The sequence below is a fragment of the Candidatus Dadabacteria bacterium genome, from assembly GCA_009840385.1.
GTDB lineage: Bacteria > Desulfobacterota_D > UBA1144 > Nemesobacterales > Nemesobacteraceae > Nemesobacter > Nemesobacter australis.
In genome coordinates, this window is record VXNX01000005.1 from 23,729 (window position 1) to 49,620 (window position 25,892).

The 25,892-nt window shown below is 50.4% G+C and carries 27 protein-coding genes; 13 read left to right on the plus strand and 14 right to left on the minus strand.

Translation table 11 applies throughout. The features are described 5' to 3' along the window. From F4X55_01545 to hisA, 3 genes are read right to left on the minus strand one after another with little or no spacing between them, the layout of a single operon-like run. Nucleotides 1-1,071 (minus strand): deoxyguanosinetriphosphate triphosphohydrolase, encoded by a 1,071-nt coding sequence (locus tag F4X55_01545; protein ID MYC39694.1) that lies wholly within the window; start codon nt 1,069-1,071, stop codon nt 1-3. 18 nt (nt 1,072-1,089) lie between these two features. Next, on the minus strand, nt 1,090-1,851 hold the full coding sequence (gene hisF / locus F4X55_01550) for an imidazole glycerol phosphate synthase subunit HisF (GenBank protein ID MYC39695.1): 762 nt from the start codon (nt 1,849-1,851) through the stop codon (nt 1,090-1,092). A 1-nt stretch (nt 1,852) separates the two neighbouring features. Further along, complete coding sequence (gene hisA, locus F4X55_01555) at nt 1,853-2,575, minus strand: 1-(5-phosphoribosyl)-5-[(5-phosphoribosylamino)methylideneamino]imidazole-4-carboxamide isomerase (GenBank protein MYC39696.1); 723 nt, start codon at nt 2,573-2,575, stop codon at nt 1,853-1,855. Between the two features lie 608 nt (nt 2,576-3,183). On the opposite strand from hisA, the gene F4X55_01560 reads away from it, so the two are divergent. The 4 genes from F4X55_01560 (at nt 3,184) to mce (ending at nt 7,221) form a co-directional block, all read left to right on the plus strand. Then, a complete protein-coding gene (locus F4X55_01560; protein ID MYC39697.1) occupies nt 3,184-4,662 on the plus strand; it encodes a hypothetical protein in 1,479 nt (492 codons plus the stop codon). A gap of 67 nt (nt 4,663-4,729) precedes the next feature. Further along, nucleotides 4,730-5,143: an EVE domain-containing protein gene (locus F4X55_01565; protein ID MYC39698.1), complete on the plus strand. Its 414-nt coding sequence runs from the start codon at nt 4,730-4,732 to the stop codon at nt 5,141-5,143. 143 nt (nt 5,144-5,286) lie between these two features. Beyond that, nucleotides 5,287-6,780, plus strand: a complete 1,494-nt coding sequence (locus tag F4X55_01570) for an Rne/Rng family ribonuclease (protein MYC39699.1) — start codon at nt 5,287-5,289, stop codon at nt 6,778-6,780. 18 nt (nt 6,781-6,798) lie between these two features. After that, nucleotides 6,799-7,221, plus strand: a complete 423-nt coding sequence (gene mce / locus F4X55_01575; GenBank protein ID MYC39700.1) for a methylmalonyl-CoA epimerase — start codon at nt 6,799-6,801, stop codon at nt 7,219-7,221. Nucleotides 7,222-7,236: 15 nt separating this feature from the next. Here mce and tatA read toward each other — a convergent pair whose 3' ends face one another. After that, complete coding sequence (gene tatA / locus F4X55_01580; GenBank protein ID MYC39701.1) at nt 7,237-7,416, minus strand: twin-arginine translocase TatA/TatE family subunit; 180 nt, start codon at nt 7,414-7,416, stop codon at nt 7,237-7,239. Nucleotides 7,417-7,564: 148 nt separating this feature from the next. Here tatA and F4X55_01585 point away from each other — a divergent pair, with 148 nt between their 5' ends. Genes F4X55_01585 through F4X55_01600 form a run of 4 tightly spaced genes read left to right on the plus strand, consistent with a single transcriptional unit; the run spans nt 7,565 to nt 10,667 of the window. After that, entirely contained in the window at nt 7,565-7,792 is a 228-nt protein-coding gene (locus F4X55_01585; protein ID MYC39702.1) for an ATP-binding protein, read from the plus strand. Next, complete coding sequence (locus F4X55_01590; protein ID MYC39703.1) at nt 7,783-8,778, plus strand: NAD-dependent epimerase/dehydratase family protein; 996 nt, start codon at nt 7,783-7,785, stop codon at nt 8,776-8,778. Before F4X55_01585 ends, F4X55_01590 begins: the two co-directional genes overlap by 10 nt. Before the next feature lies 1 nt (nt 8,779). Then, nucleotides 8,780-9,541 carry a DUF1295 domain-containing protein gene (locus F4X55_01595; protein ID MYC39704.1) on the plus strand — a complete coding sequence of 254 codons (762 nt, stop codon included), beginning with the start codon at nt 8,780-8,782 and terminating at the stop codon, nt 9,539-9,541. 31 nt (nt 9,542-9,572) lie between these two features. After that, nucleotides 9,573-10,667, plus strand: coding sequence for an NAD-dependent epimerase/dehydratase family protein (locus F4X55_01600; GenBank protein MYC39705.1), 1,095 nt, complete (start codon nt 9,573-9,575; stop codon nt 10,665-10,667). 158 nt (nt 10,668-10,825) lie between these two features. On the opposite strand, the gene F4X55_01605 is transcribed toward F4X55_01600, so the two are convergent. From F4X55_01605 to F4X55_01620, 4 genes are all read right to left on the minus strand, one after another. Next, nucleotides 10,826-12,916 (minus strand): glycine--tRNA ligase subunit beta, encoded by a 2,091-nt coding sequence (locus tag F4X55_01605; protein ID MYC39706.1) that lies wholly within the window; start codon nt 12,914-12,916, stop codon nt 10,826-10,828. Continuing rightward, nucleotides 12,901-13,788, minus strand: coding sequence for a glycine--tRNA ligase subunit alpha (gene glyQ / locus F4X55_01610; protein ID MYC39707.1), 888 nt, complete (start codon nt 13,786-13,788; stop codon nt 12,901-12,903). The genes F4X55_01605 and glyQ overlap by 16 nt, the downstream gene beginning before the upstream one ends. Nucleotides 13,789-13,830: 42 nt before the next feature. Next, nucleotides 13,831-15,150, minus strand: coding sequence for a methylenetetrahydrofolate--tRNA-(uracil(54)-C(5))-methyltransferase (FADH(2)-oxidizing) TrmFO (locus F4X55_01615; protein ID MYC39708.1), 1,320 nt, complete (start codon nt 15,148-15,150; stop codon nt 13,831-13,833). 210 nt (nt 15,151-15,360) lie between these two features. Then, complete coding sequence (locus F4X55_01620) at nt 15,361-16,245, minus strand: hypothetical protein (GenBank protein MYC39709.1); 885 nt, start codon at nt 16,243-16,245, stop codon at nt 15,361-15,363. Between the two features lie 115 nt (nt 16,246-16,360). Here F4X55_01620 and F4X55_01625 point away from each other — a divergent pair, with 115 nt between their 5' ends. Genes F4X55_01625 through purE form a run of 3 tightly spaced genes read left to right on the plus strand, consistent with a single transcriptional unit; the run spans nt 16,361 to nt 18,724 of the window. Next, nucleotides 16,361-17,020: an HAD family hydrolase gene (locus tag F4X55_01625; GenBank protein MYC39710.1), complete on the plus strand. Its 660-nt coding sequence runs from the start codon at nt 16,361-16,363 to the stop codon at nt 17,018-17,020. A gap of 19 nt (nt 17,021-17,039) precedes the next feature. After that, the gene (locus F4X55_01630; GenBank protein MYC39711.1) at nt 17,040-18,185 is read left to right on the plus strand and encodes a 5-(carboxyamino)imidazole ribonucleotide synthase; all 1,146 of its coding nucleotides are present in this window, start codon (nt 17,040-17,042) and stop codon (nt 18,183-18,185) included. After that, entirely contained in the window at nt 18,182-18,724 is a 543-nt protein-coding gene (purE, locus tag F4X55_01635) for a 5-(carboxyamino)imidazole ribonucleotide mutase (GenBank protein ID MYC39712.1), read from the plus strand. The genes F4X55_01630 and purE overlap by 4 nt, the downstream gene beginning before the upstream one ends. Nucleotides 18,725-18,800: 76 nt before the next feature. Here the strand turns inward: purE and F4X55_01640 are convergent, their stop codons facing one another. The 6 genes from F4X55_01640 to F4X55_01665 form a co-directional block, all read right to left on the minus strand. Continuing rightward, nucleotides 18,801-19,346, minus strand: a complete 546-nt coding sequence (locus F4X55_01640; GenBank protein MYC39713.1) for a hypothetical protein — start codon at nt 19,344-19,346, stop codon at nt 18,801-18,803. A gap of 144 nt (nt 19,347-19,490) precedes the next feature. Next, nucleotides 19,491-19,919 carry a nuclear transport factor 2 family protein gene (locus F4X55_01645; protein MYC39714.1) on the minus strand — a complete coding sequence of 143 codons (429 nt, stop codon included), beginning with the start codon at nt 19,917-19,919 and terminating at the stop codon, nt 19,491-19,493. Nucleotides 19,920-19,940: 21 nt separating this feature from the next. Further along, nucleotides 19,941-21,527: an RIP metalloprotease RseP gene (gene rseP, locus F4X55_01650; GenBank protein ID MYC39715.1), complete on the minus strand. Its 1,587-nt coding sequence runs from the start codon at nt 21,525-21,527 to the stop codon at nt 19,941-19,943. 2 nt (nt 21,528-21,529) lie between these two features. Next, on the minus strand, nt 21,530-22,687 hold the full coding sequence (locus F4X55_01655; GenBank protein ID MYC39716.1) for a 1-deoxy-D-xylulose-5-phosphate reductoisomerase: 1,158 nt from the start codon (nt 22,685-22,687) through the stop codon (nt 21,530-21,532). Nucleotide 22,688: 1 nt separating this feature from the next. Next, entirely contained in the window at nt 22,689-23,429 is a 741-nt protein-coding gene (gene uppS / locus F4X55_01660) for a di-trans,poly-cis-decaprenylcistransferase (GenBank protein ID MYC39717.1), read from the minus strand. A 40-nt stretch (nt 23,430-23,469) separates the two neighbouring features. Next, on the minus strand, nt 23,470-23,688 hold the full coding sequence (locus F4X55_01665) for a hypothetical protein (GenBank protein MYC39718.1): 219 nt from the start codon (nt 23,686-23,688) through the stop codon (nt 23,470-23,472). Nucleotides 23,689-23,814: 126 nt separating this feature from the next. On the opposite strand from F4X55_01665, the gene F4X55_01670 reads away from it, so the two are divergent. Continuing rightward, nucleotides 23,815-24,957, plus strand: a complete 1,143-nt coding sequence (locus F4X55_01670; protein MYC39719.1) for a S41 family peptidase — start codon at nt 23,815-23,817, stop codon at nt 24,955-24,957. A gap of 13 nt (nt 24,958-24,970) precedes the next feature. Beyond that, nucleotides 24,971-25,861 carry a divergent polysaccharide deacetylase family protein gene (locus F4X55_01675; protein ID MYC39720.1) on the plus strand — a complete coding sequence of 297 codons (891 nt, stop codon included), beginning with the start codon at nt 24,971-24,973 and terminating at the stop codon, nt 25,859-25,861. Nucleotides 25,862-25,892: the final 31 nt, after the last annotated feature.

The following is a 25,892-nucleotide window of genomic DNA, read 5'->3' on the forward strand; positions in this document are numbered from 1 at the left end:
TCATAGGTAAGCGTCCCATATTTCCTGGCTTTTTGTCCACCTGCTCGGAAGAAATATCTTCTGGTAAATCGAGAGCGCGTAAAGATCGGACATTCCCGCTATGAAGTCGCATACGGCTCTCTCCAGAGTCTCACCCTCCCGTGCGGGCATCTTGCAGAAGTTCTCGCGGAAGATTTTCTCGTTCTGACAGAAATACAAGTAGAGTTCCTTTACGACTTTTTTGGATTTGTTATGAAGCGAGAGCAGTCGCTCGCTAACGTAGACGTTCTCGTAGAGATATTTTCTAAGCCCCAAAAGCGCTTCAAACACTTCCTCGCTCATCAGAATTCTCATCTCGTCCCTTGCGATGGTCTGCTCCACGATGTCGACTACCATCGTGTTTATTCTCTGCGAGGCCGTTTCTCCGAGGACCGAGATGTACTCTGCGGGAATGTCGCCGGGGGATATGATACCCGAGCGGATTGCATCATCAAGATCGTGATTCGCGTAGGCGACAAGGTCGGAGATCTTGGTTACCTGCCCCTCGAGGGTGATTGGTCTGTTCTCCTCGGTTTCTATTCCTTCTTTGCCCCACCCCTTGGAATGCTTGGCTATTCCCTCCCTGACTTCGTGCGTTAGATTAAGCCCCGCTCCGTCGCGCTCAAGCACGTCCACAACTCTTACGCTCTGGAGAACATGCTTGAATCCGCCGGGAAACACCTCGTCGAGTCCTTCTTCGCCCGAGTGACCGAAAGGGGTATGACCCAGATCGTGGCCGAGCGCTATGGCTTCGGTCAGGTCTTCGTTTAGCATGAGGGCCTTGGATATGGTTCTGGCTATCTGGGAGACCTCTATTACGTGAGTGAGCCTTGTGCGGTAGTGATCGTTGGTGGGGGAAATAAATACCTGGGTTTTATGCTTCAGTCTCCTGAAGGCCTTGGAATGAATTATCCTGTCCCGGTCCCTCTGAAAGCATGTCCTTATGTCGCATTCGCGCTCCGGCTCCGTCCTTCCTTTGGATTCGCAGCTCAGAGTCGCTATGGGACTGAGCAGTTTTTTTTCGTTTTCCTCGGTCTGGTTTCGTATAAGCAAAATGTCTTGAACCTCTTTTTACGGCAGTCTTACAAGCACTCCCTTTTCCGAGAGGAACTCCTTGGCCTCGTTTATCGAGTACTTGCCGTAATGAAAAATCGAGGCGCACAGGACGGCGTCCGCGCGTCCCTCTTCCACGGCTTCAAGCAGATGTTCAAGTTGCCCTGCGCCTCCCGAAGCTATAACCGGGATGCCGACGGTTTCCGAGATTGTTCTTGTGAGTACAAGGTCGTACCCGTCCTCCGTACCGTCCCTGTCCATGCTGGTAAGAAGTATCTCCCCCGCTCCAAAATCCTCCATCATCGCGGCCCAGCTGACGGCGTCTATTCCCGTCGGATTACGGCCGCCGTGGGTGAAAACCTCCCACCCCCCGCTGTTTCTTCTCCTTGCGTCTATGGCAACCACTATGCACTGGCTCCCGAACCTGTCAGAAGCCCGTCTTACAAACTCGGGATCCGTTATGGCCGCCGTGTTGATCGTAACTTTATCCGCTCCGGCCAGCAGAAGTTTCCTTACGTCATCCACGGTTCTAAGCCCCCCTCCGACGGTGAGGGGAACGAAAACTTCACTCGCGGTCCGCTCGACCACGTCTATCATCGTTTTTCTTTTTTCATGGGAGGCCGTGATATCGAGAAACGTTATCTCGTCTGCACCCTCGTCGCTGTATTTTTTCGCTACTTCGACAGGATCTCCGGCGTCCCTTAGGTTAACGAATTGGATCCCCTTAACCACCCTTCCGTCCTTTACGTCAAGGCACGGGATTATTCTCTTGGAAACCATCTTATTGGAACCTTCTTATGCTGTTTTCAAGATCTATGGAACCTGAGTAAAGCGATTTTCCCAGTATCGCCCCCAGCAGGTTGTCATCCCCGATGGACTCTATTTCGCTTAGGTCGGAGGGCGACGCGATGCCTCCTGAGACGATTACCGGAAGGGGGCACATGGAAAGAAAGCCTTTTACTGAAGCCGTATCTATTCCCTCCATGGTTCCGTCCCTGTCGACGTTTGTGTGAATCACAAGCGACACACCGATATCGCGGAATTCAAGCATAGTCTGGGCAATGCTAGTGTCTATGGTTTCTTTCCATCCGCGAAGGGCTATCTTTCCTCCCTTCGTATCCACTCCTACTGCTATTTTTCCGGGAAATCTCCCGCAGATATCCTCGAGAAAAGCCCTGTCTGTAAAGGCCGAAGTGCCTATTATCACTCTCTCGATACCGACTTCAAGATACTTCTCGACGGTGGCGATGTTTCTTATTCCTCCTCCGACCTGAACGTTTGAGGAGACGGAGCGAACTATTGCTTCTACCGCTTCGAAATTTCTGGGATTTCCCCTGAAAGCCCCGTCAAGATCCACGACGTGAATCCATTCAGCCCCACACTGCTCCCACTTTTTTGCCGTATCGGAAGGGCTGGTTGAAAATACGGTTTCTGTGCCTTCTTCTCCCTTCAGAAGTCGCACGCAATTTCCGTTTTTTAAATCTATTGCGGGGATTATGAACAATTCAGAACCTCATCGAACTTAAAACCACGGGAAATAATACACAAGCGGAAGAATTATTATAAGGATGTTTCGAAAAAACACCGAATCGGTTGTTCTTCGAGACCGATCCACCTCTAGTGTTTGGTACTTAGAATTACTTCTGGCTCCAGAGCTTTTTTATGAAGAAGAGGGATACTTTTATTAGAACTGACTGTTGCGTATTGCCCTAAAATCATTTCATAATTTCTTGACAGTCGTGTGATTCTTCGTATAACCTAGAAGCCGAAATTGACGTTGTTGGAAAAAATGAAGAGGGAAATGCGTAAGTCCTTCCTTCAGAAATTCACTTCTGTGTACGACCTTATATCCGACTTAGGATGATCACGAAAGTGCAGAGATCTAAAATCAGGAGGCTAAGAATTTTTATGAAAGACAATCCATCTTACGCTGTGAATCCGTACCGTGTTTTTATAGTATTTATTTCCTTTATTTTTTTAGCGTGTTTAATGACCGGCTGTGGAGGTGGTTCGTCAGATGGAAGTTCTCCGCCGGCTGTGAGGGATCTGAATTTCACAACTGCCAATAAGAGTATCCTAGAAGGACATGAAGCAGGAGACTATTATGGGGATGTGTATTCCGGAACTTACGAAGCGCCTGACGGCGTATCTATAGATGTGTGGGTCTCCATTCGCAATACGGATGCTCGAACCGGCGTCGGCACGGTTAACCGTATGGGTGTCGTTATCCAGGGTGGAACGGGCATTGAAGTTGTGCATCTGCTCGGTGGCGACAGAGGGTTGCATACTTTGTGGGTTGCGATAAATTACCGCGGGTCAAGCCTTACCAACATCACCCCTCAATGGGAGTGCGCGCCGGGTCCGGAATTTATTTCCTGCCTTAAAGAACACGATACTTTCAGTAAGATCAACCCCAAGCTTAACGCGCAAGATGCAAACTCCGTAATAAGCTTACTCGCGGACGATAACGCAGAAATTACGGTTGATGGGGCCGTGATGAAGGTATCGGAGTTTGTGCCTTCCGGAGCTATCCGCTCACCTGTGAATCTTATTACCGATTCATTCGGGGGCGTCGTTGTGAGCTATATGCTCGCCGAAGAAAACAGACCTGAGCTGCACAATGTCTTTTTTGAACAGGTTACGTCTCCAGGTGAACGTCCCATATCGGATGGTCTTAGCAACGCGGCGCGCATGATGAATGTTCTTTTCAGCGCCTGTGAAAGCGATACTTCCTGCAGTGCCGACTATCCGGACATACGTACGAATTTCCGTGATTTTATGGACACATATCATTCCAATGCGATTGAAGTTGACGGTAAGGAAATCTATGCGGGAGGGGCTTTCGACAGGATCGTGGCTAATATAGAAAATGACGAGGTAGGCAGGGCGATAAGATATGTCGGCGAAATCGCGAACGCGCATAAAGACAGCAGCACTACAATAACCACGGGATATGGACCGCGGGACTATACCAGTCCGCTGGGCGAACAGTCCCGGGAGGAATATGGTTTCCCTCAGTTAGACAGCGGCGATTGGACTGCTCTTCTTAGAGGCTTTCCAGGCGGGTTTTTCCCCGGAATAACTAACCGGACCGGCATGATCTGCTCTTTCGGCATAAACCGGGCTGCCGATCCGGACAGTATCTCCCGTTATGATGTGGTGAAGACAGAAGAACTGCCCGGAGACAGCGGCGGAACGAAAGAGACGTTCGGCTATGGTTTTCTGGTCGGTTACAAGACTTTTCTGAGCGTGTGTCCGCAGTTAATCGAGCAAACCGGCAGACTCGAGTTGCCGGAGGTCTCCGGTATAGACGCGAAAAACGTAATTGTCTTTCGCGGGGAACTGGATATAAAGCACTACTTTAGCCAGAATCCGAATCAGGATCAAATCATGGCTTATTTCACGAATTCGTCGAACCATCGTCGGGTTATCACGCAGAAGTTTCTCGCTCAGAACTCGGGACAGGACAGTAAATGCCTGTTGACTATCCGTCAGAATTTCTGGAATGCAGACGACACCACTAATCAGAGTCTTGGGGATAATTGCGAGGAAAGCAACAGTTTATCTGCCAGCGGGCTTGCAGGATGGTAACCTGATTCTAGATATGCGGTTAAACAGCAGTTAAGTTCATATTCCAGACTTTCTGGATAATTGAACTATGAACTACTGGCTTGTTAAATCCGAACCGTTTAAATACTCATGGGAGGAATTTCTCCAAGACGGTTGGACCTACTGGGACGGGGTTAGAAACTACCAGGCGAGAAACAACCTCAAGGGTATGAAAAAGGGCGATCTCGCCCTTTTCTATCACAGCAACAAGGGGCTTGAAGTAGTAGGCATATCCGAGGTTATAAAGGAATACTACCAGGATCCTACTACTGAGGACGAGAGATGGGTCGTAGTGGACCTGAAGCCCGTGGAAACGCTAAAGACCCCCGTATCTCTTAAGCAGATAAAAAGCGACGAAAGACTCAAGGATATCTCTCTTGTAAGGCAGAGCAGGCTTTCAGTCATGGGGATTGAGAAGAAGCATTTCGACACGATAGTCGAGCTTGGAAGAAAAAGCGCATGACTCCCGCGATAATTCGTAAAAACCCCTTGCTCTCGGTGAGACGCTGAACACAAGTTTAATTGCCTTACAACCGGCTTAATTCTTCCATATTAGGTACTTACGGTTATGCTTACCTAGATAACTGGTTTATATTTTAACGTTCCATGCATACCCAACTCATCATCAACTCGCTTTTTAACGAGACGAGAATAGCGGTTTTGGAGAAAAGCAGGCTGAGCGAGCTTTTCATCGAAAGGAAGTCCAATTCCCCAATGGTGGGGAACATCTACAAGGGGAAAGTTGAAAAGATAGTCCCCGGAGTGCAGGCGGCGTTTGTAGGCATGGGGAATGGCAGGTCTGGGTTTCTCTCCGCCGAGGATGTGTATGAGGAATCGCTGAGCGAGCTTTTTCTTGAAGAGGAAGAGACCGCAAAGTCTTCAAGAAAAAACCACCAGCCAATACAGGACGTGCTGCGACAGGGTCAGGAAGTGATGGTTCAGGTCACAAAGGAACCCACCAGGAACAAGGGTCCCAAGCTTACCTCTCACGTCGGGATACCGGGCAAGTACCTTGTTCTGCTTCCCGGGTCGGATTCGATTAACGTATCCCGCAAAATAACGGACAGAAAAAGCAGGAAGAGATTTTCCGAGATAATGCGGAATAAGCCCGAGGACGTGGGCTTTATAGTTAGAACGGCGTGCATGGGTGCGGACGAGAAGGATATCAGGACCGAGATGAGGGCGCTTGTGAGAAAGTGGAGAAGGATAAGGAAAAAATATGAAGACTCGAAAGTCCCGGGCGTGATATACGAAGAAGCCGACAGTTACATCAGGGTTGTGAGGGACTTGATGGGGAACGGTCTTAAAAAAGTTGTCGTTGACTCCCGTAAAGCCCATGGTCAGATCACCAAGTATTTTTCCGACAAGATTAAGAAGGATGACTTCAAAGTCGATATGTACGATAAAAAAGAGCCCATATTCGACAGGTACGGAATTGAGAGCCAGATAGAAAAAATGTACAGAAAAAAGGTCTGGATGAAGTCCGGCGGGTACCTGATCATAGACGAGGCCGAGGGGCTTACAGTGATAGACGTTAACTCGGGGAAGCTTGTCGGAGAGGAATTTCAGAAAAAAACGATAATGAAGACAAACGAAGAAGCGGCAGTCGAATCTGCAAGGCAGATAAGGCTTCGCAATCTGGTTGGAATCATAGTTATCGATTTCATAGACATGCAGACCGCCAGATCCAGAAAGAAAATAGAGTCGCTTTTCGCCGCCGAGATGAAAAAGGACAAGGCGAGAAGCACGATTCAGGAAATATCATCTTTCGGCGTAATCCAGCTTACCAGACGCAGGGTTAGGGAAAGCGTGCTTTCCGACCTGACCGAACCCTGCGATATCTGCGAGGGAAGCGGAAGGATAAAATCGATATACACCACCTGTTATGAAATACTGAGGGATATTGATCAATGGACAAAGGAAAGCGCTGAAGGACCGCTTGTCGTGCACGCCAACAAAAAAGTTATATCTACGCTCAGAGGAATAGAGGGAAGGTCTATAAGAAAAATCCAGCGGGAGAGAGGAATCAAGATAAAGTTCAAATCAGACAACGAGCTTCTCGAGAAGTTCACCATTTCCAGAGAGAGGAGTTCGGGTTAGCCTAGGGGGGCGTTTCAATTGAGTAAAGACGGATCTCTTTATCACGTGGCGATCGCCGTAAAGGATATCGAAAAGGCCGAGGATATTTACTCGAAATTGCTCGGTCTTCAGGTAGTCCACAGAGAGGATGTGGTCAACTATGGGGTTAAAACGTCAATGCTTTGCTCCGAGTCTGGAGGTGGTACTGCGATAGAGCTTATCGAACCTTTAGATGAGAATTCCCCGATTTCGGAATTCCTGAAAAAAAGAGGGGAGGGAGTTCATCACATCTGTTTTCTTGTGGACGATGTAGAGTCTTCTCTCCGGGCCCTAGAAAAAGAAGGAGTCAGGCTTATTGATGAACATCCGAGGCCGGGGTCTTACAACTGTAAAGTCGCCTTCATACATCCCAAGTCAATGAACGGAGTGCTGGTTGAACTTGCGGAGAAGATAAAGGGCTGAGGAGAAGGTCTTTGATCAGGTGTCGCTTTGTTTCTCTTCTTTATTGTCCGAGTCGTCGTCTTTTAGAGATTTTCTGAACCCGCTTATTCCCTTGCCGAGAGAAGACCCCAGATCTCCAAGCCTGCTCGGACCGAAGATTATGAGCAGGATTGCCAGTATCAGGATTAATTCCCATATGCCGAATTGCCCGAACATAGCAAGGGAATGATACACGAATACTGACGCTTCTCAAGTATTTTCAGGATGATACTCTGAATTTACGGATATTAAGTCTGTGTGGATGGATGAATTGAGATTGACATTCTATGTTTTGAATGCATGATCTCCACTGGAAAAGCACGCAATGAACCTTCTGTATATGGAAAGAGCGCTTGAAACCATGCTCATAAAAGCAGTTTCGCGGTTTTCGTCTGTGCTTGTGAGCGGACCGCGTCAGTACGGCAAAACGACCCCGTTGCAGCAGTTGTTCGAAAGTAGCTGTCTTTATGTCTTCTTTGAGTTGCCTGACATCCGCGGCGGAGAGCTTCACCACGTACAGATGGGCCGGCCTGTAGTAACGCCATGCGGGTGATCACGGGAGCGAGCGGCCATATCGGTGGCGTGCTTGCGCGGGCCCTGGTCGGACGGCGCGACACCTGCCCGGTCCGCGCGATATTCCGCAGGGGGCAGGGCACCGCCGCGGATCTTGACGTCGAGTGGGTCAACGGTGACATTCTGGACAAGGAATCGCTGGTTACTGCCTTCACGGGTGCGGAAGTCGTCTTCCATCTGGCTGCGATGGTCTCGCTCGACCCCGGCAGGGCGAAAGAAGTCCATACCACGAATGTTTCAGGCACGCGTAACGTTGTCGAGGCCGCCCTTGAATGTGGCGTGAGGCGGCTCGTTCACTTTTCCTCGATTCAGGCCTACAACCAATACCCACTTGACGAAGTTCTCGATGAGAGCCGCGGTTCCGCCGATGGCTCGCGGCACGATGCCTATGACCGGTCGAAAGCCGCTGGCGAGGTGGAAATTCGCCGCGGCATCGATCGCGGTCTGGATGCCGTAATCCTTAATCCGACCGGAGTGATCGGCCCTTTCGACGGCGGGCCTTCCCATATGGGACAGTTTTTCCTCGACCTGCACCGGAGGAAAATTCCCGCGCAGGTCGCGGGCGGCTTTGATGTGGTCGATGTGCGCGATGTCGTTGATACTGCGGTAGCCGCCGAGACGCAAGCGAAGTGTGGCGAGAACTACCTCCTGTCAGGCGGTTGGCATTCCATGCGCAATCTGGCGCTGATGTCTCAGCAAGTGACCGGGGTGAAAGTGCCCCGTCTCGTGTTACCCATGTTCGTGGCTCGATTCTGGGCGCCTTTCCAGGTCATTTTGGACCGTAGTCGCGGGCGTCGGCTCCTGTATACGCCGGCTGCGCTACGCGCCATGAGTGGCAGCAACCGTCGGATATCCAGTGCCAAGGCGCAGGCGGAACTCGGGTTCAGGTCGCGTCCCTTGGCGGATTCGGTGAGGGACACTTATCGATGGTTTGACGAGCGGGGCATGCTCGGCGAGAATGGGTAAGATGGCCGAGGAACAACTTCACAGCGTGGTGGTATGGGCGGTCATTGCCGCAGCCGTCCTGACGTTTCCGTATCTGCTCCGTAAAACCGCGCCCTATGGCCGTCATTACGCAGGTGCAGGCTGGGGGCCGCACATTTCCAGCAGGCTTGGCTGGATTATAATGGAACTGCCGGCAGTTGTCGTCTTCCTCGCCGTCTACTTCAACGGGAAGGCCGCATACCAAATCGTGCCGCTGCTCTTTCTAGTCATGTGGCAGAGCCACTATCTGAACCGGACGTTCATTTACCCGTTTCGGATCCGGCAGAGGGGGCGGAAGACGCCGTTGCTGGTGGTCGGGTCAGGTTTTTTCTTCAATGTGATTAACGCCTACGTCAATGCCCGATTCATTTCGGAATTCGGCGAGTACGCCATTGAATGGCTTGTTGACCCTCGTTTCCTGATCGGCGTCGGGATTTTTCTAGGCGGGATTGCTCTCAACCTCCACGCCGATAATATCCTCATTCGTCTACGCAGACCGGGTGAGACCGGTTACGTAGTTCCGGAGGGTGGAGGGTTTCGCCTTGTCTCGTGTCCGAATTATCTAGGCGAAATCCTCGAGTGGGCCGGCTGGGCACTCGCGACGTGGTCGTTGAGCGGCCTTGCCTTCTTGCTGTTCACCTCTGCCAATCTCGTTCCCAGAGCACGCAGCAACCATCGATGGTATGTAAAAACTTTCAGGGGTTATCCGCCGCGCCGCAAGGCTCTGATACCGGGCATTTATTGATTGACAGGCGTAAGGAGTACCAATGATTGAAATGACCGATCGAGCCTTTGGGCCGCATGGCCCCGTCCTTGTCACCGGGGGGAATGGATACATTGGGTCATGGCTGGTCAAGAGACTCCTCGAACTTGGTCACGACGTACACGCGACGGTCCGTGATCTGACTGATCCGAAGGAGACCTCGCATCTCGAGGCTATTGCCACGGATTTGCCTGGCTCCTTATCGCTCTATGGGGCCGAGTTGTTGGACCCGGCGGGATTCGACTGCGCGATGGTTGGATGCGAGGTGGTTTTCCACACTGCGTCCCCGACCATTGGCCGGGGAGTCAGGGATCCCATGCGTGTTCTCATCGAGCCTGCAACCTGCGGGACTCGGAATGTCCTCGAAGCGGTTAACCGATGCCTGTCGGTACGCCGGGTGGTCTTGACCTCCAGCGTCTCCGCTATCTACGGAGACGCCATTGAGATGGCCGAAACGGAGGAGAGATGTTTCAACGAGAACCACTGGAACGAGACCAGCACCGAAAGCCACCAGCCGTATTCATACTCGAAGGTGCTCGCCGAACGGCTGGCGTGGGAGATCGCAGGGTCACAGGATCGCTGGGACTTGGTCGTTGTCAACCCGGGTCTTGTCCTCGGGCCTGCGCTAAGTCCCCACGCGACTTCCGAAAGTGTACGAATCATCCGCGACTTCGGCACTGGCTTCTACCGGCTAGGCGTGCCGAAGGGGGAGTTGGGGATCGTCGACGTGCGGGATGTGGCGGACGCGCATATACAGGCGGCCATGAAGGCAGAGTCCACCGGGCGGTACATCCTCGTCGCTGAGACACTGAGCTTGCAGGAAATCGCCGCGATTCTCCGCGGCCATTTCGGTGGCGGCTTTCCGTTCCCGCGTCGCGTGTTGCCGAACTTTGTCGCGGTGTTGCTCGCTCCGCTGGCGGGACTCAAGCGTGCCGAGGTCCGGCGAAACGTCGGCTACCCGCTCAGATTCGACAATCGGCGTGCGACGACTCATTTGGGAATGAAATTCCGACCCGCTTCAGTGGCAATAGTGGATCACTTCCAACAGCTTATCGACGATGATCTGGTGGGGTCACGGCGAAAGTCCCAAGCGAAGAGAAAAGCATGACGGCTTGCCCGGATCTCCCTGGGTGTCGGGGTATGTATTGCACGCTGTTGACACGTGACTTCCTCTTGGCCGCGGTGCGGTGGCTCTGCCCTTCGCGCAACTTTGACCACTTAGTTCTGCCTAGGGCTGTCTGCCCACGCATGGCAGTTGCTTTCGGGTCAGATTTTCGAGAAATCGGCTATCATGAAGAACAGATCTTTTATTTCGTTGAGCAAAGCGAGGCGGTTGTCTCTAATTTTCTGGTTTTTGTCCATTACCATCACGGCGTCAAAAAAACGGTCTATGGGGCCCGCAAGTGTTTTTATGGACTCAAGGGAACTCAGGTAATCGCCTTGCCCGGCGGCTTTTCTGGGGTCAGCCAGTTTTCTTAAGACCGCGGTCTGTGTTTTTGTAAAGGCTTTATGAAGATCCTTTTCCTCCTTCTGCTTGAACAGTTTTTTGTTAAGCGGTGAAGAAGGCTTGGTTTTCGCTATGTTGAAAACTCTCTTAAAGCCCGTCGCAAGTGCCTCGAAATCTTTGCGTTTCGCAAATTTCCCAAGCGCGTTTATTCTGTGGTAGGCGTCAAGGGGGTTGTCAAAACCAGCCGAGATAACAGATTCAACGACGTTTCTCTCGTAGCCCGACTCCGTCATAAGGTTTCGGAACCTCTCGGAGAAAAATGCGAGAATATATTCTCTGAGCTTTTCCTCGGATAGTTTGCCACCGCGAGCTTTCTGTGCGTCCATGGAATCGAATACGAGATTGATATTGCGTTCCAAGATCGCTGAGAGAGAGATGCCAAACTTTTTATCTATGGCGATTCTTATTATTCCAAGGGTCTGTCTTCTCAGCGCGTAGGGATCGGAAGACCCGGTAGGCGCAAGATCCGCGATAAAGCACGAGCAGATATTATCCATTTTGTCCACGATGCTTAGAAGCGCTCCGGTTTTCGTTTGAGGAAGTTCACCGGTTCTTGTAAGCGGCAAGTATTGCTCCTCGATTGCGTTTGCTACGGCTTTTTTCTCCTTGGAGGTAAGCGAGTAGTACTTGCCCATGACACCCTGAAGTTCAGCGAATTCAAAGACCATCTGGGTCGCGAGGTCCGACTTTGAGAGTTCGGCGGCCCTCTCAAGGTCCGGGTTGCTGAAGATGTCGGCGGCAAGCGTCCTCATCCGCTCGACTTTTTCCCTGTAGTTTCCTATATCCGACAGGAACACCATGCTCTCAAGATCTTCTGTGTAGTCGCTTAGGTTTTTTTTCGTATCTTCGGAGAAAAAGAATTCGGCGTCGTTAAGTCTTGCCCTTATTACCCGCTCGTTCCCGCGTATAATCACCTTTTTGTTTCTGACAGGGGTTCCGCAGGCAAAGATGAAACAGGGAAGCAGCTTCCCGGTCTTTTTCGAGTAGACGGGGAAATATTTCTGGTGGTTTTTCATCACGCTTATGAGTACTTCCTCGGGCAAACGCAGGTATTTCTTCTCAAACTCTCCCACAAGAACCGTAGGATGTTCCACCAGATTCACCACGGTCTCAAGCAGTTCAGGATCCTCCTTTACGGTCCCGCCTATCTTTTTCGCCGCCGCATCTGTGTCCCTTTTTATGATTTCCTTTCTTCTCTCGGGGTCAGCTACTACGTTATTTTTCTCGAGGGCTTTTAGGTAATTTCCCCAGGAGGTCACTAGAAACGGCTTCGGGGAAGTGAACCTGTGACCGAAGCTTTGGTCCGAACTTCTGATGTTTTCAACGCTGAATCTTATGGGCTTATTGTCGTAGATTGCCGCTATCCATCTTATGGGTCTTGCGAAGGTCAGTTTTCCGCTGCCCCATCTCATTGATTTGCGGAAGGGAATCGATGAGATCACTTCAGGAAGAATCTCTTTTAGGACGGATGAAGTTTTTCTCCCTTTTACCGTTCTTCTTACGCAGAGAAATTCCCCGTTATCCCTTTTCGCGATAACGAGTTTCTCGACACCGACTTTCTGAGATCTCGCAAAACCCACCGCGGCCTTGGTGGGCTTTCCGTTTTCGTCAAACGCTATGCGTTTGGGAGGTCCGAAGTTCTCAGTCGTGCGGTCTTTCTGTTTTCTTTCAAGTCCGCTTACCCTTGCCGAAAGTCTTCTCGGGGTGTAAAGGATTTCCATTTCCTCGAACTCAACACCCTTGTCGCGAAGTTCTCCGCTTAGGATGTTGCCCAGATCCTCCCGGGCTTTTTCAAGGAAAAGAGCAGGTATTTCTTCCGTTCCGATTTCCAGTATTAGTTCTTTTTCCATGGGTTGTTTTTCAGAAGAGGAAATCCTAGGTTTTCTCTGGTCTGCAGATACGAGGTTGCGCACAGGTTCGCAAGCGCTCTTACCCTTGCTATGTATGATGCCCGCTCCGCTACCCCTATTGCCCCTCTTGCGTCAAGAAGGTTGAAGGTGTGCGAACTTTTAAGACAGTATTCATAAGCGGGAAGAGGAAGCTGTTTTTCGATAAGAGACTTGCATTCCTGCTCATACATGTTGAACAGGTCACTTAGCATCGCGGGGTCGGATTCCTCGAAGTTGTATTTTGAGAACTGGACTTCGCTTTGGTGGTGAATCTCTCCGTACGTTATTCCCTTCGTCCATTCAAGATCGTAAACGCTTTCCACTTCCTGCAGATACATAGCTATTCTTTCGGTTCCGTAGGTGATTTCTGCGGATATCGGGTCAAGGTCTATACCGCCTGCCTGCTGAAAATAGGTGAACTGCGTTATTTCCATGCCGTCAAGCCACACCTCCCATCCCAGTCCCCACGCTCCGAGCGTCGGGGATTCCCAGTCGTCCTCAACGAACCTTATGTCGTGCTCAAGCGGATTTATTCCGAATGACTTTAGACTGTCTAGGAAAAGTTCCTGAATATCGTCGGGAGAAGGCTTTATTATCACCTGGAACTGATAGTAGTGCTGAAGCCTGTTGGGATTATCTCCGTATCTTCCGTCGGTCGGTCTCCTTGAAGGTTCGACATATGCTACATGCCAGGGCTCGGGGCCGAGGCACCGCAGGAAAGTGGCCGGATGAAAAGTTCCGGCGCCTTTTTCTATGTCGTAGGGCTGGACCACCAGGCATCCCTTGGATGACCAGTAATCCTGAAGAGCCAGAATAAGTTCCTGATATGTCATGACCGGCAAAATACTACCATTAAAATATGAGAATCAAACATTCTAGCGCCTCATCTGTTCGTAAGGACTGTACGTGCCGATGCTCTCGAGGGCCTTTTGTGCTATAAGTTTGCGTTTTTTCTCCTTTCCCATTCTCCCTTCCACCTTAGGGAAAAGCCCAAAGTTTATATTCATCGGCTGAAACCCGGTTTTTCTAGGGGTTGAGATGTACTCAAGCAGGGAACCTATGGATGTTTTCCTTGGGACGTGGGCAGGTGCGAGTCCGAGCGCTTTTCTCGAGGCGTTTATTCCGCAGACGATTCCGGTTGCTGCGGACTCGACGTATCCTTCAACTCCCGTGATCTGTCCGGCGAAAAAGACGCTCGGACGGGAACTCAGGGAAAGGTCTTTCTCAAGGAGTCTCGGGGAATCTATGTACGTGTTTCTGTGCACGCTTCCGTATCTTAGAAACTCCGCTTTCTCAAGCCCCGGGATCTTTCTGAAAACGGTTCTTTGCTGAGGGTATCTTAGCTTTGTCTGAAAGCCCACCATGTTGTACATTGTTTCCTCGCTGTTCTCTGTTCTTAGCTGCAGGACGGCAAAGGGGGGTTTGCCGGTACTCGGGTCAATTAGGCCGACGGGTTTCAGAGGGCCAAACCGAAGAGTATCTCTTCCTCTCTCGCACATGACCTCAACCGGCATGCAGCTTTGGAAATAAAGTGCTTTCTCAAACTCTCTGGTTTCCACTTTTTCTCCGCGAATCAGGTCGTCCACAAGCTCGTAGTACTGATCCTCAGAGAGCGGACAGTTTAGATAATCTCCCTCTTCTGAGTCTCCGTGGTCATATCTTGATCCCCTGAAGATTTTCGAACGGTCGATTGTATCTGCGTCGATTATCGGCGAGATAGCGTCGTAGAAGTAAAGGTATTCCGATTCCGTAAGCGAGGAAATCTCCGCGCAAAGCGCATCCGAAGTGAGTGGACCGGTGGCCACGATCACGATTCCCTCTTCGGGTATTTTCGTTACTTCCTCCCTCTTTAAGTCTATAAGTTTGTTATCCTGGATTTTTTGCGTTATGTAATCCGAGAATATTTCCCTGTCGACCGCAAGAGCTTTCCCGGCAGGAACCCTGGCCGCCTCGGCCGCCTCGATCACAAGTGAACCGAGAAGCCTCATTTCCTCTTTAAGTATTCCGGAGGCGTTCTCCATAGATGCAGATTTCAGGGAGTTGCTGCACACAAGCTCAGCGAGACCCGGGGTTCTGTGCGCGGCAGTTTTCCTGCGAGGTCTCATTTCATAGAGAGTAGCCCTTATTCCGAACTTTGTTATCTGGTTTGCGGCTTCGACTCCGGCGAGTCCTGCGCCGATTATGGTTATTGACAACTGTTTATACCACGATCCTTAAGCTTGAGTAGTTCCTTCGGTTTCCCTCGGTCGAATTTGGTTTTAGAGTGCCAAGAGTTTCTTCCGTTAGAAAGGCTCGGGCAAGTTTGATTATTCAAGAGCGGTGCTCAAAAACTGAATGTAGAGTTTTTTTCACGATATTTTTGTCATGTCCCAAGCCTCGATTGTTTCCGAATGCCGGTCGTGACCTCAGTCAATATCGCTTCGTCCCGCGACGCGGCACTCCGTTCCCGTGTCCCTGAGTTCGGATTTCCACAACTGAGGGTTCGTCCAGCATCCCCCGAACTCCGAATTCCTTTGACAATTTCTAAACTCTTCAGTCTGCTCGTGCGCCCGCCGCTGTTCTTCCCGCTCCTGCCTTATTTCCTCGCTGTCCAGTTCAGAAGGTTCCAGATCCTCTTGGTAATTAATTGCCGACCCGTCGGAATATATCTCCACCATGTCGTCAAGCGTTAATGCCGGTTCTTGCCCGTTAAAAGAGAAAGCGTACGACTTGAGTCTGCCGGGAAGACCCTCTTCCTTCAAGTAAAGACGCCCGCCGTAGATCCTCCATTCCCCGCTCCATTGCCCCCTTCTGTCAAAAGCAAACCCGAATTCTTCCGTTTCCCAAGTGGAATTGTAGGGCATCCCCCTTCTGTGGCATCCCTGCTCTGGAGGGGTGAAAACCGCCGCGTCCGCGAGGGAAATTTCCCACCTAGTGAGCCTGTTGCGGTACGTTCCGTCACCCTGAAAGAGGATTTCCGTTTCGATCCGGAATGATTCCGTGCGTCTTATGCAACTCCAGGCGGAATTTCCCTCAAGAAGAAAATTCGTATTGAGATTTCCGCCAGGAAGTGGGAGATCTTCATTTTCATATACAGAACAGGTTGCTTCGACCCAATCCTCTTCCGTCTCGAAATCTCTTAGGTGTAGCCTATGGGCTGTGGAACCTTCCGGATTCACTGTTTCAATTATCCCGTCCCCCCTTTTTTCTGATTCAAAAACAAATCCGTTCTCACCTCCTCCGCAGGCCGTTAACAGAACCAGGAAAAAATACAAAACAATATAACGTTCGGTAATAATATTTTGTTCCATGTTAGCCTCTTTTTGTGAATTCAACCAGTTCAATTTTAACAGACTGCGGAAGTTTCGCATCTACCGCGGTCCTTTTTGAAGCAAGTACATACATAAGATATAATTTCCCAAGATTATGAGCTACGGAGCAGTTGTATTTGACCTTGACGGAACCCTGATTGACTCTCTTGAGGATCTTGCTGATGCCGTGAATCAGGCGCTCGGAATAAACGGATTTCCGCCGCGCGCGACCGGGTGCTACAAGTACTTTATAGGAAAAGGTCCAAAGGTTATGGTGTCCAGGGCCCTCCCCGAAGACAAAAGAGACGATGATGCTGTTGTTGAAAAATGTCTTGCCGATTTCAACAGCATCTACAGCCGTGCCTTTAACGTAAAAACCACTCTTTATGACGGCATACCGGATCTTCTGAACGAGCTTTCTGAAAGAGGTCTGAAAAAGGCGATTCTTACCAACAAGCCGCATGTGTTTACCGAAAAATATGTGGAAGACCTGCTTGCGGACTGGAATTTCGAGGTAGTAATAGGTCAGAGAGATGAAATTCCGAGAAAACCCGACCCCTCGGGAGCGCTGCGGATATCAAGGGAACTTGGAATTGATTCGTCACAGATGGTTTACCTTGGAGACTCGGGAGTGGACATGCTTACCGCCGTCGGGGCGGGTATGCTTCCAGTGGGAGTTCTCTGGGGTTTTCGAACAGGAGATGAGCTTCGTGAAAATGGAGCCGAACATCTTATAGAAACTCCGATGGAACTGCTCTCAATTATTGACTTGTAGCTCCCGGCGTATAATGGCCATGGATTTTGAACATGTAAGACTAGGAATTCTCGGAGGCGGTCAGCTCGGGAAAATGCTCTGTCTGGTTGCGAGCAACTGGAACCTCCGCACCTATGTGCTTGATCCTTCCGCCGATTGTCCGGCGGCTTCCGTATGCACCGGGTTTACCCATGGAGATTTCAGAAATTACGAAGATGTCTACGCTTTTGGCAGAAATGTCGACATCCTGACAATAGAGATTGAGCACGTGAACCTGAAGGCGCTTTTCCGGCTGCGGGAAGAAGGAGTCGCCATAAGGCCCGAACCCCACGCACTTGAACTTATACAGGACAAAGCGAAGCAGAAGGAGTTCTACGTCTCAAAGGGGCTTCCCACTGCGGACTTTTCGGTCTTTCCGGGGAAAGAGGCTATAGTTTCGGCCGTCGAGTCCGGAGAAATAGAAGTTCCTTTCGTCCAGAAACTCTCAAGGACGGGTTATGACGGAAGAGGGGTTTATGTCGTTAGAAAAAAGGAACAGCTTGACGATCTTTTAGAAGGAGAATCCGTCATTGAAGACCTCGTCGATGTGGAAAAGGAGATTTCCGTTATAGTCTCGCGTAATTCCACCGGAGAAACGAAATGTTTTCCTCCGGTAGAAATGCTGTTTAACAGCAATGCAAACATAGTTGAATTCCTGATAAGTCCCTGCGAGCTTGATGACGCAATGTCCGCTCAGGCATGTGAACTTGCCGAGCGCACGATAAGATCTTTTGACATGTGCGGGATACTTGCGGTTGAGATGTTTGTTTCCAAAAAAGGCGACATTCTCATAAACGAATCCGCTCCGAGACCACATAACAGCGGGCATCACACAATTGACGCGGCTCGCACCTCGCAGTATGAGCAGTGTCTGAGATCAATTCTTGATCTTCCCCCAGGCGATACTGAAATAAAAACTCCTTCTGTTATGATTAACATTCTAGGGCAACCGGGTTTCGAGGGCGAGGTAAGGTACGAGGGACTTCGTGGGTGCATGGGCGTTGAAGGAGCCAAGTTCCACATATACGGCAAAACCCTTACCAAGCCTTACAGAAAGATGGGGCATGTCACCGTACTTGATGACGATATTTCCGGCGCGCTTGAGAAGGCGAGATTCATAATGAACAATCTGAGGGCGATAGCATGAAACCTGTTTTGGTAAGCGTTATCATGGGCTCTGACTCGGACCTTCCGGTCATGGGGGGAGCGATGGAGGTTCTGGAACAATTTGGCATAGGACATGAAGTTACCATAGTCTCGGCGCACAGGACTCCGGAGCGCCTTGTGGATTTTTCAAAAAAAGCTCATAAAAGAGGGATTAAAGTCATAATAGCCGGGGCGGGGGGTGCAGCGCATCTTCCGGGAATGGTGGCCTCCGTTTCTCCCCTTCCGGTCATAGGGGTTCCGATAAAATCCTCAAATTCGATTGACGGGTGGGATTCCGTGCTTTCCATACTTCAGATGCCCTCGGGAGTTCCGGTTGCCACGGTTGCTCTCGGCGGGGCGAAAAACGCCGGGATTCTTGCCGTCGAGATTCTTTCGGTTGTCGACCCCGAGCTTTCAAATGCGGTGGCGGAATACAAGAAGAAGCTCTCTTCTGAGGTAAAGAAAAAGGCCTCGCGACTTGAGAAACTGGGCGCCTCGGTCTATCTTGAGCGAATGAGCGAGAAGAAGGAGACTTCCTAAAACTCGTATTGACCTGTTGCTACTCAAGGTGGTTTAATAAGCTTCCCATAATTATTGCATGAAGCGTGCACGCCTCTCACTCGAACGTGTAAGTGATAACAGGAACATCCTCGGGAACATCCTGACCCTGAAGATGTAGATGGATGGTGCCCGCATCTCTCCCGTAAGTTTCTTGGTACAGCGTCTTGATGGGCGTGAGGTCAAATTCGTACTCTGCGGTTAGATATGCCTCGCACCTGTCGTCGTTGGCATCGTGAGCCAAGAAAGTATCGAGCCGTACGGAATCGGACATTGGTAGGAATTCATCGTCCGCAACGATGGTGAAATAGTGGCGCTTGCAGCCGCCACTATATGACACCGTGAGGGTCAGCGTGTCGTCTTCGATGACAGGCGCGCCGTCGCCGTCCGTCTTGAGTTCGTACGCGTCGTCCCCCCAGTGGTCAATTGCAGTGTCCATGTCGTTAATGACGACTTTTCCCACAAGCGGCTGCGGGTCAAGCGTGTCGTCTGGGGTTGCGTCGACGGGCTCCTTTTCATCCCCGCCGTCCGGTCCCTGACCGCATGCTGCCGCAAACAGAACCATGAGGCACACTACGAATCCGATTGTTCTTTGCAAGGACATATGCTGATTTTTCCTTGTGACTTAACGATCTTCGGGACACCTCTAACAATACTGATATGTTTTGACCCGTAAACTTTGCTCAGTGTCCGCCGCTTCTGAAGTCTTCGGGACTTTAGGCCCCAAGGAAGGTTTCCTGAACTTCTCTTACTGTATGGTTTTTTTGTCCGGTTCGTAACCGCGCACGGGAATCGGCGAGGCATGGTGAAAGATCATAAGCCACTTGCCGTCCTGCTTTTCGAATATGTTGGTTGACTGCGAGAGGTTGAACATGACCGGATCTCTTTTTATGTATACCATTTCCTGCAGGCAGGTCACCCAGGCGATGTTCTCGCTTATATCCACGGTCACGTTTGAAATGCTGATGTCAACCTGGTCCTGAGGGTCAAAAACGCTTTCCCAACTCTGCCTGATGGCTTCCCAGTTACGAAGAGCTGTCCATCCCGGATGGACGCAGCCGGACCTTGAGTCCTTTATCCAGACCTCTCCCATAAGCTCGAGATTCCTGGTTCCCAAGGCTTCGTAAAAGAGGCTGTTCATCCTGAGTATTTCTTCGTTGTCCTTTTTCGTAGTCAAAGGTCTCTCCCATGGTTAATTTTACCGGAAAAGATCAAGAATTTTGCCAAACTGCGAGAATATGTCTCCGCGCATCCTGAGAATGTCGTTATACAAGGCTGCGGCCATGATGAAAATAAGGAAGGAAAACCCTATTCTCTGGGTTATCTCAAGGGTTTTCACGCTAAGAGGCTTTCTCTTTATCTTCTCAATGCCCAGATAAAGCAGGTGTCCTCCGTCAAGCATTGGTATGGGGAGGAGGTTTATTAACGCAAGATTTATGCTTATAAGAGAGGTGAACTGAAGGAGATTCGATATACCGCTTTGGGCTACGTCTCCTGATACCTTTGCTATGAGAAGGGGCCCTGCGACCGTTTTACCTGCAGTGGCAAGCGCTATTTTCCCGGTTACGAGCTTGAACAGAAATCCGAAGAAAAGAATGGTAATCTCAACCGTCATGCGAGCCGCTTCGGCTATCCCCTTGCGAAGCGATTCGAAAAAACCGTATTTCTTGAGCACGCTGTCCGTACTGGGAGTAATGCCGACTATGTAGCGCCCGACGCCTTTTTCCATTTCCGCCGCCAGACGAAAATTTATTTTCTCTCCTCCACGCTCGACCGTAAAATCAAGTTCCTTGCCCCCGCTCTCAGCTATTATGTCCGACATATGGTTCCAGTCCGTAACTTCTACGCCGTCTATCGCCTTTATCTTGTCTCCCGGGCGTATTCCCGCTCTCCAGGCGGGACGTCCCTCTGATACCTGCTCTATGTTCGCGGCTATGGGTCTTGCAAATCCGGTCTCTACCCTGCCGTCGGAGCCGGCTTCCGCGAAGAGCGTGAGAGTTCTGGTTTCGCTTCCGGTTCTCACCCTGAATTCAAGCAACGAATCGGGGTTTGAGTGGACGGCAATGTTTACGTCTTTCCAGTTTTTCACCTCTTTTCCGTTTATGCTCAGTATCCTGTCGCCCGCGGCAAATCCTGAGAGATGGGCTGGGGAATCTTTCTTCACGTAGGTTATGTCCGGAGGGTCCTCCAGATAACCGGAGACGCTTATTCCGAACATGAACACAAGAGGCATGAAGAAAAAGGGAATTATGAAATTCATGGCAGGCCCTGCTATGACCACCAAGAACCTGTCGGTAAGAGACTTGCCGGAAAATCCCCTTTGGTAGTCCTTCTCGTAATAGGCTTCTATTTCATAAAGGGCCGAGCGGTTGACCGGTAAAGTGTAGATTTTTCCGTCTCTTTCAACTTCAAGTTCTTTTTCTTGGTTCGGGTCTGATTTCAGGGCGTAGAGAAGTTTTTCCCAGCTTGCGTATTCCTCAAGTCTGAATCCCTTTATTCCCGTGATTCTGTCCCCTGAGGCAAGTGGCGATTCCGTGTCCGAGACTCTCTCGACAATTATGTTGTTCTCCTTGCCCTCGCCGTACATCTTGACGTACCCGCCGAGGGGGAGGGCCGAGACTAGATATTCCGTTTCACCTCTTACGAAAGAAACGAGTTTGGGGCCGAAGCCCAGAGAGAACTTCTCAACCCTGATATTGCTCCTTTTCGCGAGCAGAAAATGTCCCAACTCGTGAAAGAAGACGAGAATTCCTATTACGAAGATAAAAGCAAGGATTGTGACCATAGCTAAGAAAGAAGGCTCTCCATTACCGAACCGGCAGCACTTCTAGACCACCTGTCCGCCTCTAATATATTGTCAAGACACCCCGAGTCAAGTTTGTCGTGACGCTCAAGAGTTTCCCTTACGATCGGGATTATGTCGGTGAATTTTATTCTTTCGCCAAGAAACGCGTTTACGGCAACTTCGTTTGCCGCGTTTAGCACGGTGGGGTAGGTGCCTCCCATCCTGAGACATTCAACCGCTATCGCAGGAGCCTCGAATTTATCGGTATCAAGTCTCTCAAACGTAATGTCCGAGAGGTCGTCCGGCGAGACAGCGGAGTGGCCAAGATCAAGCCTCTGGGGGTAGGAAAGCGCGCAGGCTATCGGTATTTTCATGTCCGAAGCGGAAAGATGGGTTATAAACGAGCCGTCAACATACTCAAGGATTGAATGCACTATACTCTGGGGATGTACCCAGATCGATATTTTCTCGGGGGGCATGTCAAAAAACCACCTAGCCTCTATAATCTCAAATCCTTTATTCATCAGCGTTGCCGAATCTATGGTTATTTTATCTCCCATTTTCCACGTGGGATGGCAAAGCGCGTCGGCAACCGTGACTTTTTCCAGATCTTCCCTCGGAGTTTTGCGAAATGGTCCGCCCGATGCTGTTATAATGATCCGCTTGAGAAATTCGCGGTCTCTCTCCAGAAGAGTCTGGAAAATGGCGCTGTGTTCGCTGTCCACGGGAAGTAGGGTGACGTCTTGGTTTCTTGCCTCGGAAATGAGAAGACCTCCGGCGACCACTAGGGATTCCTTGTTCGCTATTGCCACATCTCTTCCGGCCCGTATTGCGGAGAGGGTAGGCAGAAGACCTGGGAAACCGACCATGGAGGATATTACCAGATCGCAATCCCCTTCCGTCGCAACCGCTATGTTTCCTTCGTTTCCGTAATGTATCTGTGTTTTCGGACTGGCGATTTCCCTGAGTCGCTCCGAGTCTTCCTTTCGTGCGACAGATACTATCTTAGGAGCAAACTCCGCTACTTGTTCCGCCAGAAGATCAATGTTTTTTCCCGCGCAAATGCCCGTGACCTCGAACCTCTCCGGGAATCTTCGTACTATCTCGAGTGTCTGAGATCCGATCGAACCGGTTGATCCGAGTATGGAGATTTTCTTCAATCTAGCGCCCTTTCTCCCGTATCTGCTCTCCCGTCAGGCCGAATCTTCTTTCCCTGTTACGGTAATTGGCGATGGCCTTTAGCAGGTGCCTTCTTCTGAAATTCGGCCAGAGCGTCTTAGTGACGTATATTTCGGCATAGGCAAGCTGCCAGAGAAGAAAGTTGGAAAGTCTCATCTCTCCCCCGGTTCTTATGAGCAGGTCCGGTTCCGGCAGACGGGAAGTATAGAGATATTCCTGGAAATCCTCCTCGGTCACCGTTTTTTTCTTCCCCTCCGCGATTATGCTGTTCACGGCGTTAATTATTTCCTCTCTGCCCCCGTAGCTGAGCGCCAGTGTTATGGTCAGGGAGTCGCATTTCTCCGTCATTTTCATCACGCGCCCGAGGAGCTTGCGTATGTCCGGCGGGAGGTTCGAGAGGTTGCCGATTGCGTTCAGTCTCGTGTTCTGCGCAAGCAGCTTTTCGCCTTCGCTTGAGAGGTAATTCCTTAAGAGATCCATCAGTGCGAGAACCTCTTTTCCCGGTCTTTTCCAGTTCTGGGCAGAAAACGCATAAAGGGTTACGTACTCTATTCCGATTTCACGCGCGGCCCGGACCACGGATCTTGCCGATTTTATTCCTTCCCTGTGACCGATCAGCCTGTCAAGATTCTTACGCCGCGCCCATCTTCCGTTGCCGTCCATTATTATGACAACGTGCCGGGGAATAGGACCCGGTATGGGGGTATCATGGTTTTTCTGCATTGCAAGACACTGTCCGCGAGCTTTGCCAACGACCGTCGTTCTAATTCGCTGCCCCGTAGAGATAAGAAACGGGATATGCGATCAGAACGACCGTAAAGAATACCACCATGGCCACGATCAGGGCGACCGGGTATACAAAAAGAACCCCTAGGTAAAAAAGGGCCTTTTTCAGCGGAATCCATTCCCGGGATACTTCGGGAAGGTCGGAAACACAGCTTTTGACAAATCTTGATATTATTCCAGTAAAAAGTGTGGACATATGAGTGAACCGATCTGCCGTAAACCTATCTTATTTCCCCTTTTTCATCAAGGGCAAAATCTCTGCTTTATTCGCTTTATCCAAAAAAATTCCCTTTCAGGTAAACTACCGAAAACGTAGGTCGTAATGAGAAAATTCCGCTTTTTTTTCATAGTATGCGCATTAGTTCCGGCTTTTCTTCTTTCAACTCCACTTCTCGCAAAAGAAGACACGTACAGGGGTCTCTCGGACTTTGCAAAAGCACTTAATCTCATAGAAAAAAACTATGTGGAAGAGGTCTCCTCTGAGCAGCTGGCCCGAAGCGCTATAAAGGGCATGTTTGATTCTCTTGATCCCTATTCGGTTTATCTCTCATCTGAGGGGCTGAGGAATCTTGAGATAGGCACGATGGGGGAATTTGAAGGTATAGGAGTTGAGATTACCGTGCGCGACGGGTTTCTGACTGTTATATCTCCGATTGAGGGGGGTCCGGCGCAGGAAGCCGGCGTGAAATCGGGAGACGTAATCGTCTCGATAGACGGAGAGAGCACCGAGAAAACCAACATAGTTGACGCCTTGGAGCGCATAAGGGGTAGAGAGGGAACTAAAGTTAACATCGTCGTGAGAAGGGAAGGAACCAAGGAGGAAGACCATGAATTCACCATTACAAGACGCATGGTGAAGCTCAGAAGCGTTGAATCCAGGCTGGTTGAAAAAGACATAGGATATATAAAGCTCTCGCAGTTCCACAGGGACTCCGCAGATGAGTTCCTCAGCTCCTACAGGGGGCTTGAAGAGGAAAACGGCGCGAAGCTCGGAGGACTTGTCCTTGACCTGAGAAACAACCCTGGAGGGCTGCTTGAGCAGGCGCTCGCGCTTTGTGACATGTTCATCGACAAAGGACTTATCCTCAACGTGAAGGGAAGGTCTGAGCGGACTTCAAAGGAATATTTTGCCAGAGAGGGGATGGAGATACCGACCGATCACGTTGCCGTGATCGTGAACCAGGGAAGTGCTAGCGCTTCTGAGGTTCTGGCCGGAGCTCTTAAAGACAGCGGCAGGGCAAAGATAGTCGGTACAAGAACATTCGGAAAGGGATCGGTCCAGTCCGTAATAGAACTCTCCGGGGAAACGGGAGTGAAGATAACCACGGCGAGACTTCTCACTCCGAGTGGGATTCTGATAGATGACAAGGGAATAGAACCTGATATCTTTGTTGAAGGTGGCGAGAAGGATCCTTCCTCCGACCCGCAACTTGCAAGAGCGCTCGAAACCATAAAACGCATGTGAGGAACCAGAAGCCTTGAGTCAGAAGAGACGAACGAAGAAAAAACCGTCTGCCGGAAGAAGCGGCGCTAAAAAGAACACTGCAAGGCTTTCCCACGCAGTTTTGGTTCTGCTTTTCTTCTTCGCTTTTTCGATTTTCGGCCTCCGGTATGTCGGGAAGTTTATTGACGAATGGTCCCCCCGTGAAGTTGCGCCAACGGTGTCGGATAAGACCGCGGAGAAAGAGCCCAGGCGTCCCGGAGTCATTCTCATAATAGATGACTTAGGAGGTGACAAAGAAGCGATTGACAGGCTCCTCAGGATCAAGCAGCCGCTTAACTTGGCTGTGCTTCCCCATCTTTCCCATTCCCGCTACGCTGCGCGTGCCGCTTATCGCGGAGGAAAGGACGTGATTCTCCACCTTCCCATGGAACCCAAGTATTCTTCAGGCTACACGGCCGATGACGCGGGAGAGGGAGTTTTGCTTCTCGGCTTCTCCATAGACCAGATAAGGGAGGAGCTTAGAAGAAACATCATGGCCGTCCCCAATGTTGCCGGGGTCAACAACCATATGGGTTCCAAATTCATGGAAAATGAAGAGCCTGTGAGAACAGTTATGAAGGAGTTAAAAGCCAGGGATCTTTATTTCGTTGACAGCCTTACGACCTCGAACTCCCGTGGATACAGCGTAGCGAAGCAGCTTGGAGTAAAGACTCTTAAAAGGGATGTATTTATTGACCAAAGTGGGAGGGGCAGGGAATACACCATAGAGCAGCTTGACCGGCTGGTAAGGATAGCCGAGAAAAACGGTATGGCCGTGGGCATAGGCCATCCTTATCCGGAGACGATAGACGTCCTTGCTGAGTACATGCCCAAAGTTGAGGGAAAAGTGGAATTCATGAAGATATCGACAACCGCTTTGAACTGAACGGTTGCGGAGGAGAAACCTGAAAGAGGAT

Excerpts from the sequence above, each read along its gene's own strand:
- F4X55_01595 (MYC39704.1), top strand. The coding sequence starts at position 8,780 with ATGGCCGAGGAACAACTTCACAGCGTGGTGGTATGGGCGGTCATTGCC.
- F4X55_01625 (MYC39710.1), top strand. The coding sequence starts at position 16,361 with ATGAGCTACGGAGCAGTTGTATTTGACCTTGACGGAACCCTGATTGAC.
- F4X55_01670 (MYC39719.1), top strand. The coding sequence starts at position 23,815 with ATGAGAAAATTCCGCTTTTTTTTCATAGTATGCGCATTAGTTCCGGCT.
- F4X55_01590 (MYC39703.1), top strand. The coding sequence starts at position 7,783 with ATGCGGGTGATCACGGGAGCGAGCGGCCATATCGGTGGCGTGCTTGCG.
- F4X55_01605 (MYC39706.1), bottom strand. The coding sequence starts at position 12,916 with ATGGAAAAAGAACTAATACTGGAAATCGGAACGGAAGAAATACCTGCT.
- F4X55_01585 (MYC39702.1), top strand. The coding sequence starts at position 7,565 with ATGAACCTTCTGTATATGGAAAGAGCGCTTGAAACCATGCTCATAAAA.
- glyQ (MYC39707.1), bottom strand. The coding sequence starts at position 13,788 with ATGACATATCAGGAACTTATTCTGGCTCTTCAGGATTACTGGTCATCC.
- F4X55_01630 (MYC39711.1), top strand. The coding sequence starts at position 17,040 with ATGGATTTTGAACATGTAAGACTAGGAATTCTCGGAGGCGGTCAGCTC.
- F4X55_01600 (MYC39705.1), top strand. The coding sequence starts at position 9,573 with ATGACCGATCGAGCCTTTGGGCCGCATGGCCCCGTCCTTGTCACCGGG.
- rseP (MYC39715.1), bottom strand. The coding sequence starts at position 21,527 with ATGGTCACAATCCTTGCTTTTATCTTCGTAATAGGAATTCTCGTCTTC.
- F4X55_01640 (MYC39713.1), bottom strand. The coding sequence starts at position 19,346 with ATGTCCTTGCAAAGAACAATCGGATTCGTAGTGTGCCTCATGGTTCTG.
- F4X55_01620 (MYC39709.1), bottom strand. The coding sequence starts at position 16,245 with ATGGAACAAAATATTATTACCGAACGTTATATTGTTTTGTATTTTTTC.
- purE (MYC39712.1), top strand. The coding sequence starts at position 18,182 with ATGAAACCTGTTTTGGTAAGCGTTATCATGGGCTCTGACTCGGACCTT.
- tatA (MYC39701.1), bottom strand. The coding sequence starts at position 7,416 with ATGTTCGGGCAATTCGGCATATGGGAATTAATCCTGATACTGGCAATC.
- F4X55_01565 (MYC39698.1), top strand. The coding sequence starts at position 4,730 with ATGAACTACTGGCTTGTTAAATCCGAACCGTTTAAATACTCATGGGAG.
- hisF (MYC39695.1), bottom strand. The coding sequence starts at position 1,851 with ATGGTTTCCAAGAGAATAATCCCGTGCCTTGACGTAAAGGACGGAAGG.
- F4X55_01570 (MYC39699.1), top strand. The coding sequence starts at position 5,287 with ATGCATACCCAACTCATCATCAACTCGCTTTTTAACGAGACGAGAATA.
- F4X55_01665 (MYC39718.1), bottom strand. The coding sequence starts at position 23,688 with ATGTCCACACTTTTTACTGGAATAATATCAAGATTTGTCAAAAGCTGT.
- uppS (MYC39717.1), bottom strand. The coding sequence starts at position 23,429 with ATGCAGAAAAACCATGATACCCCCATACCGGGTCCTATTCCCCGGCAC.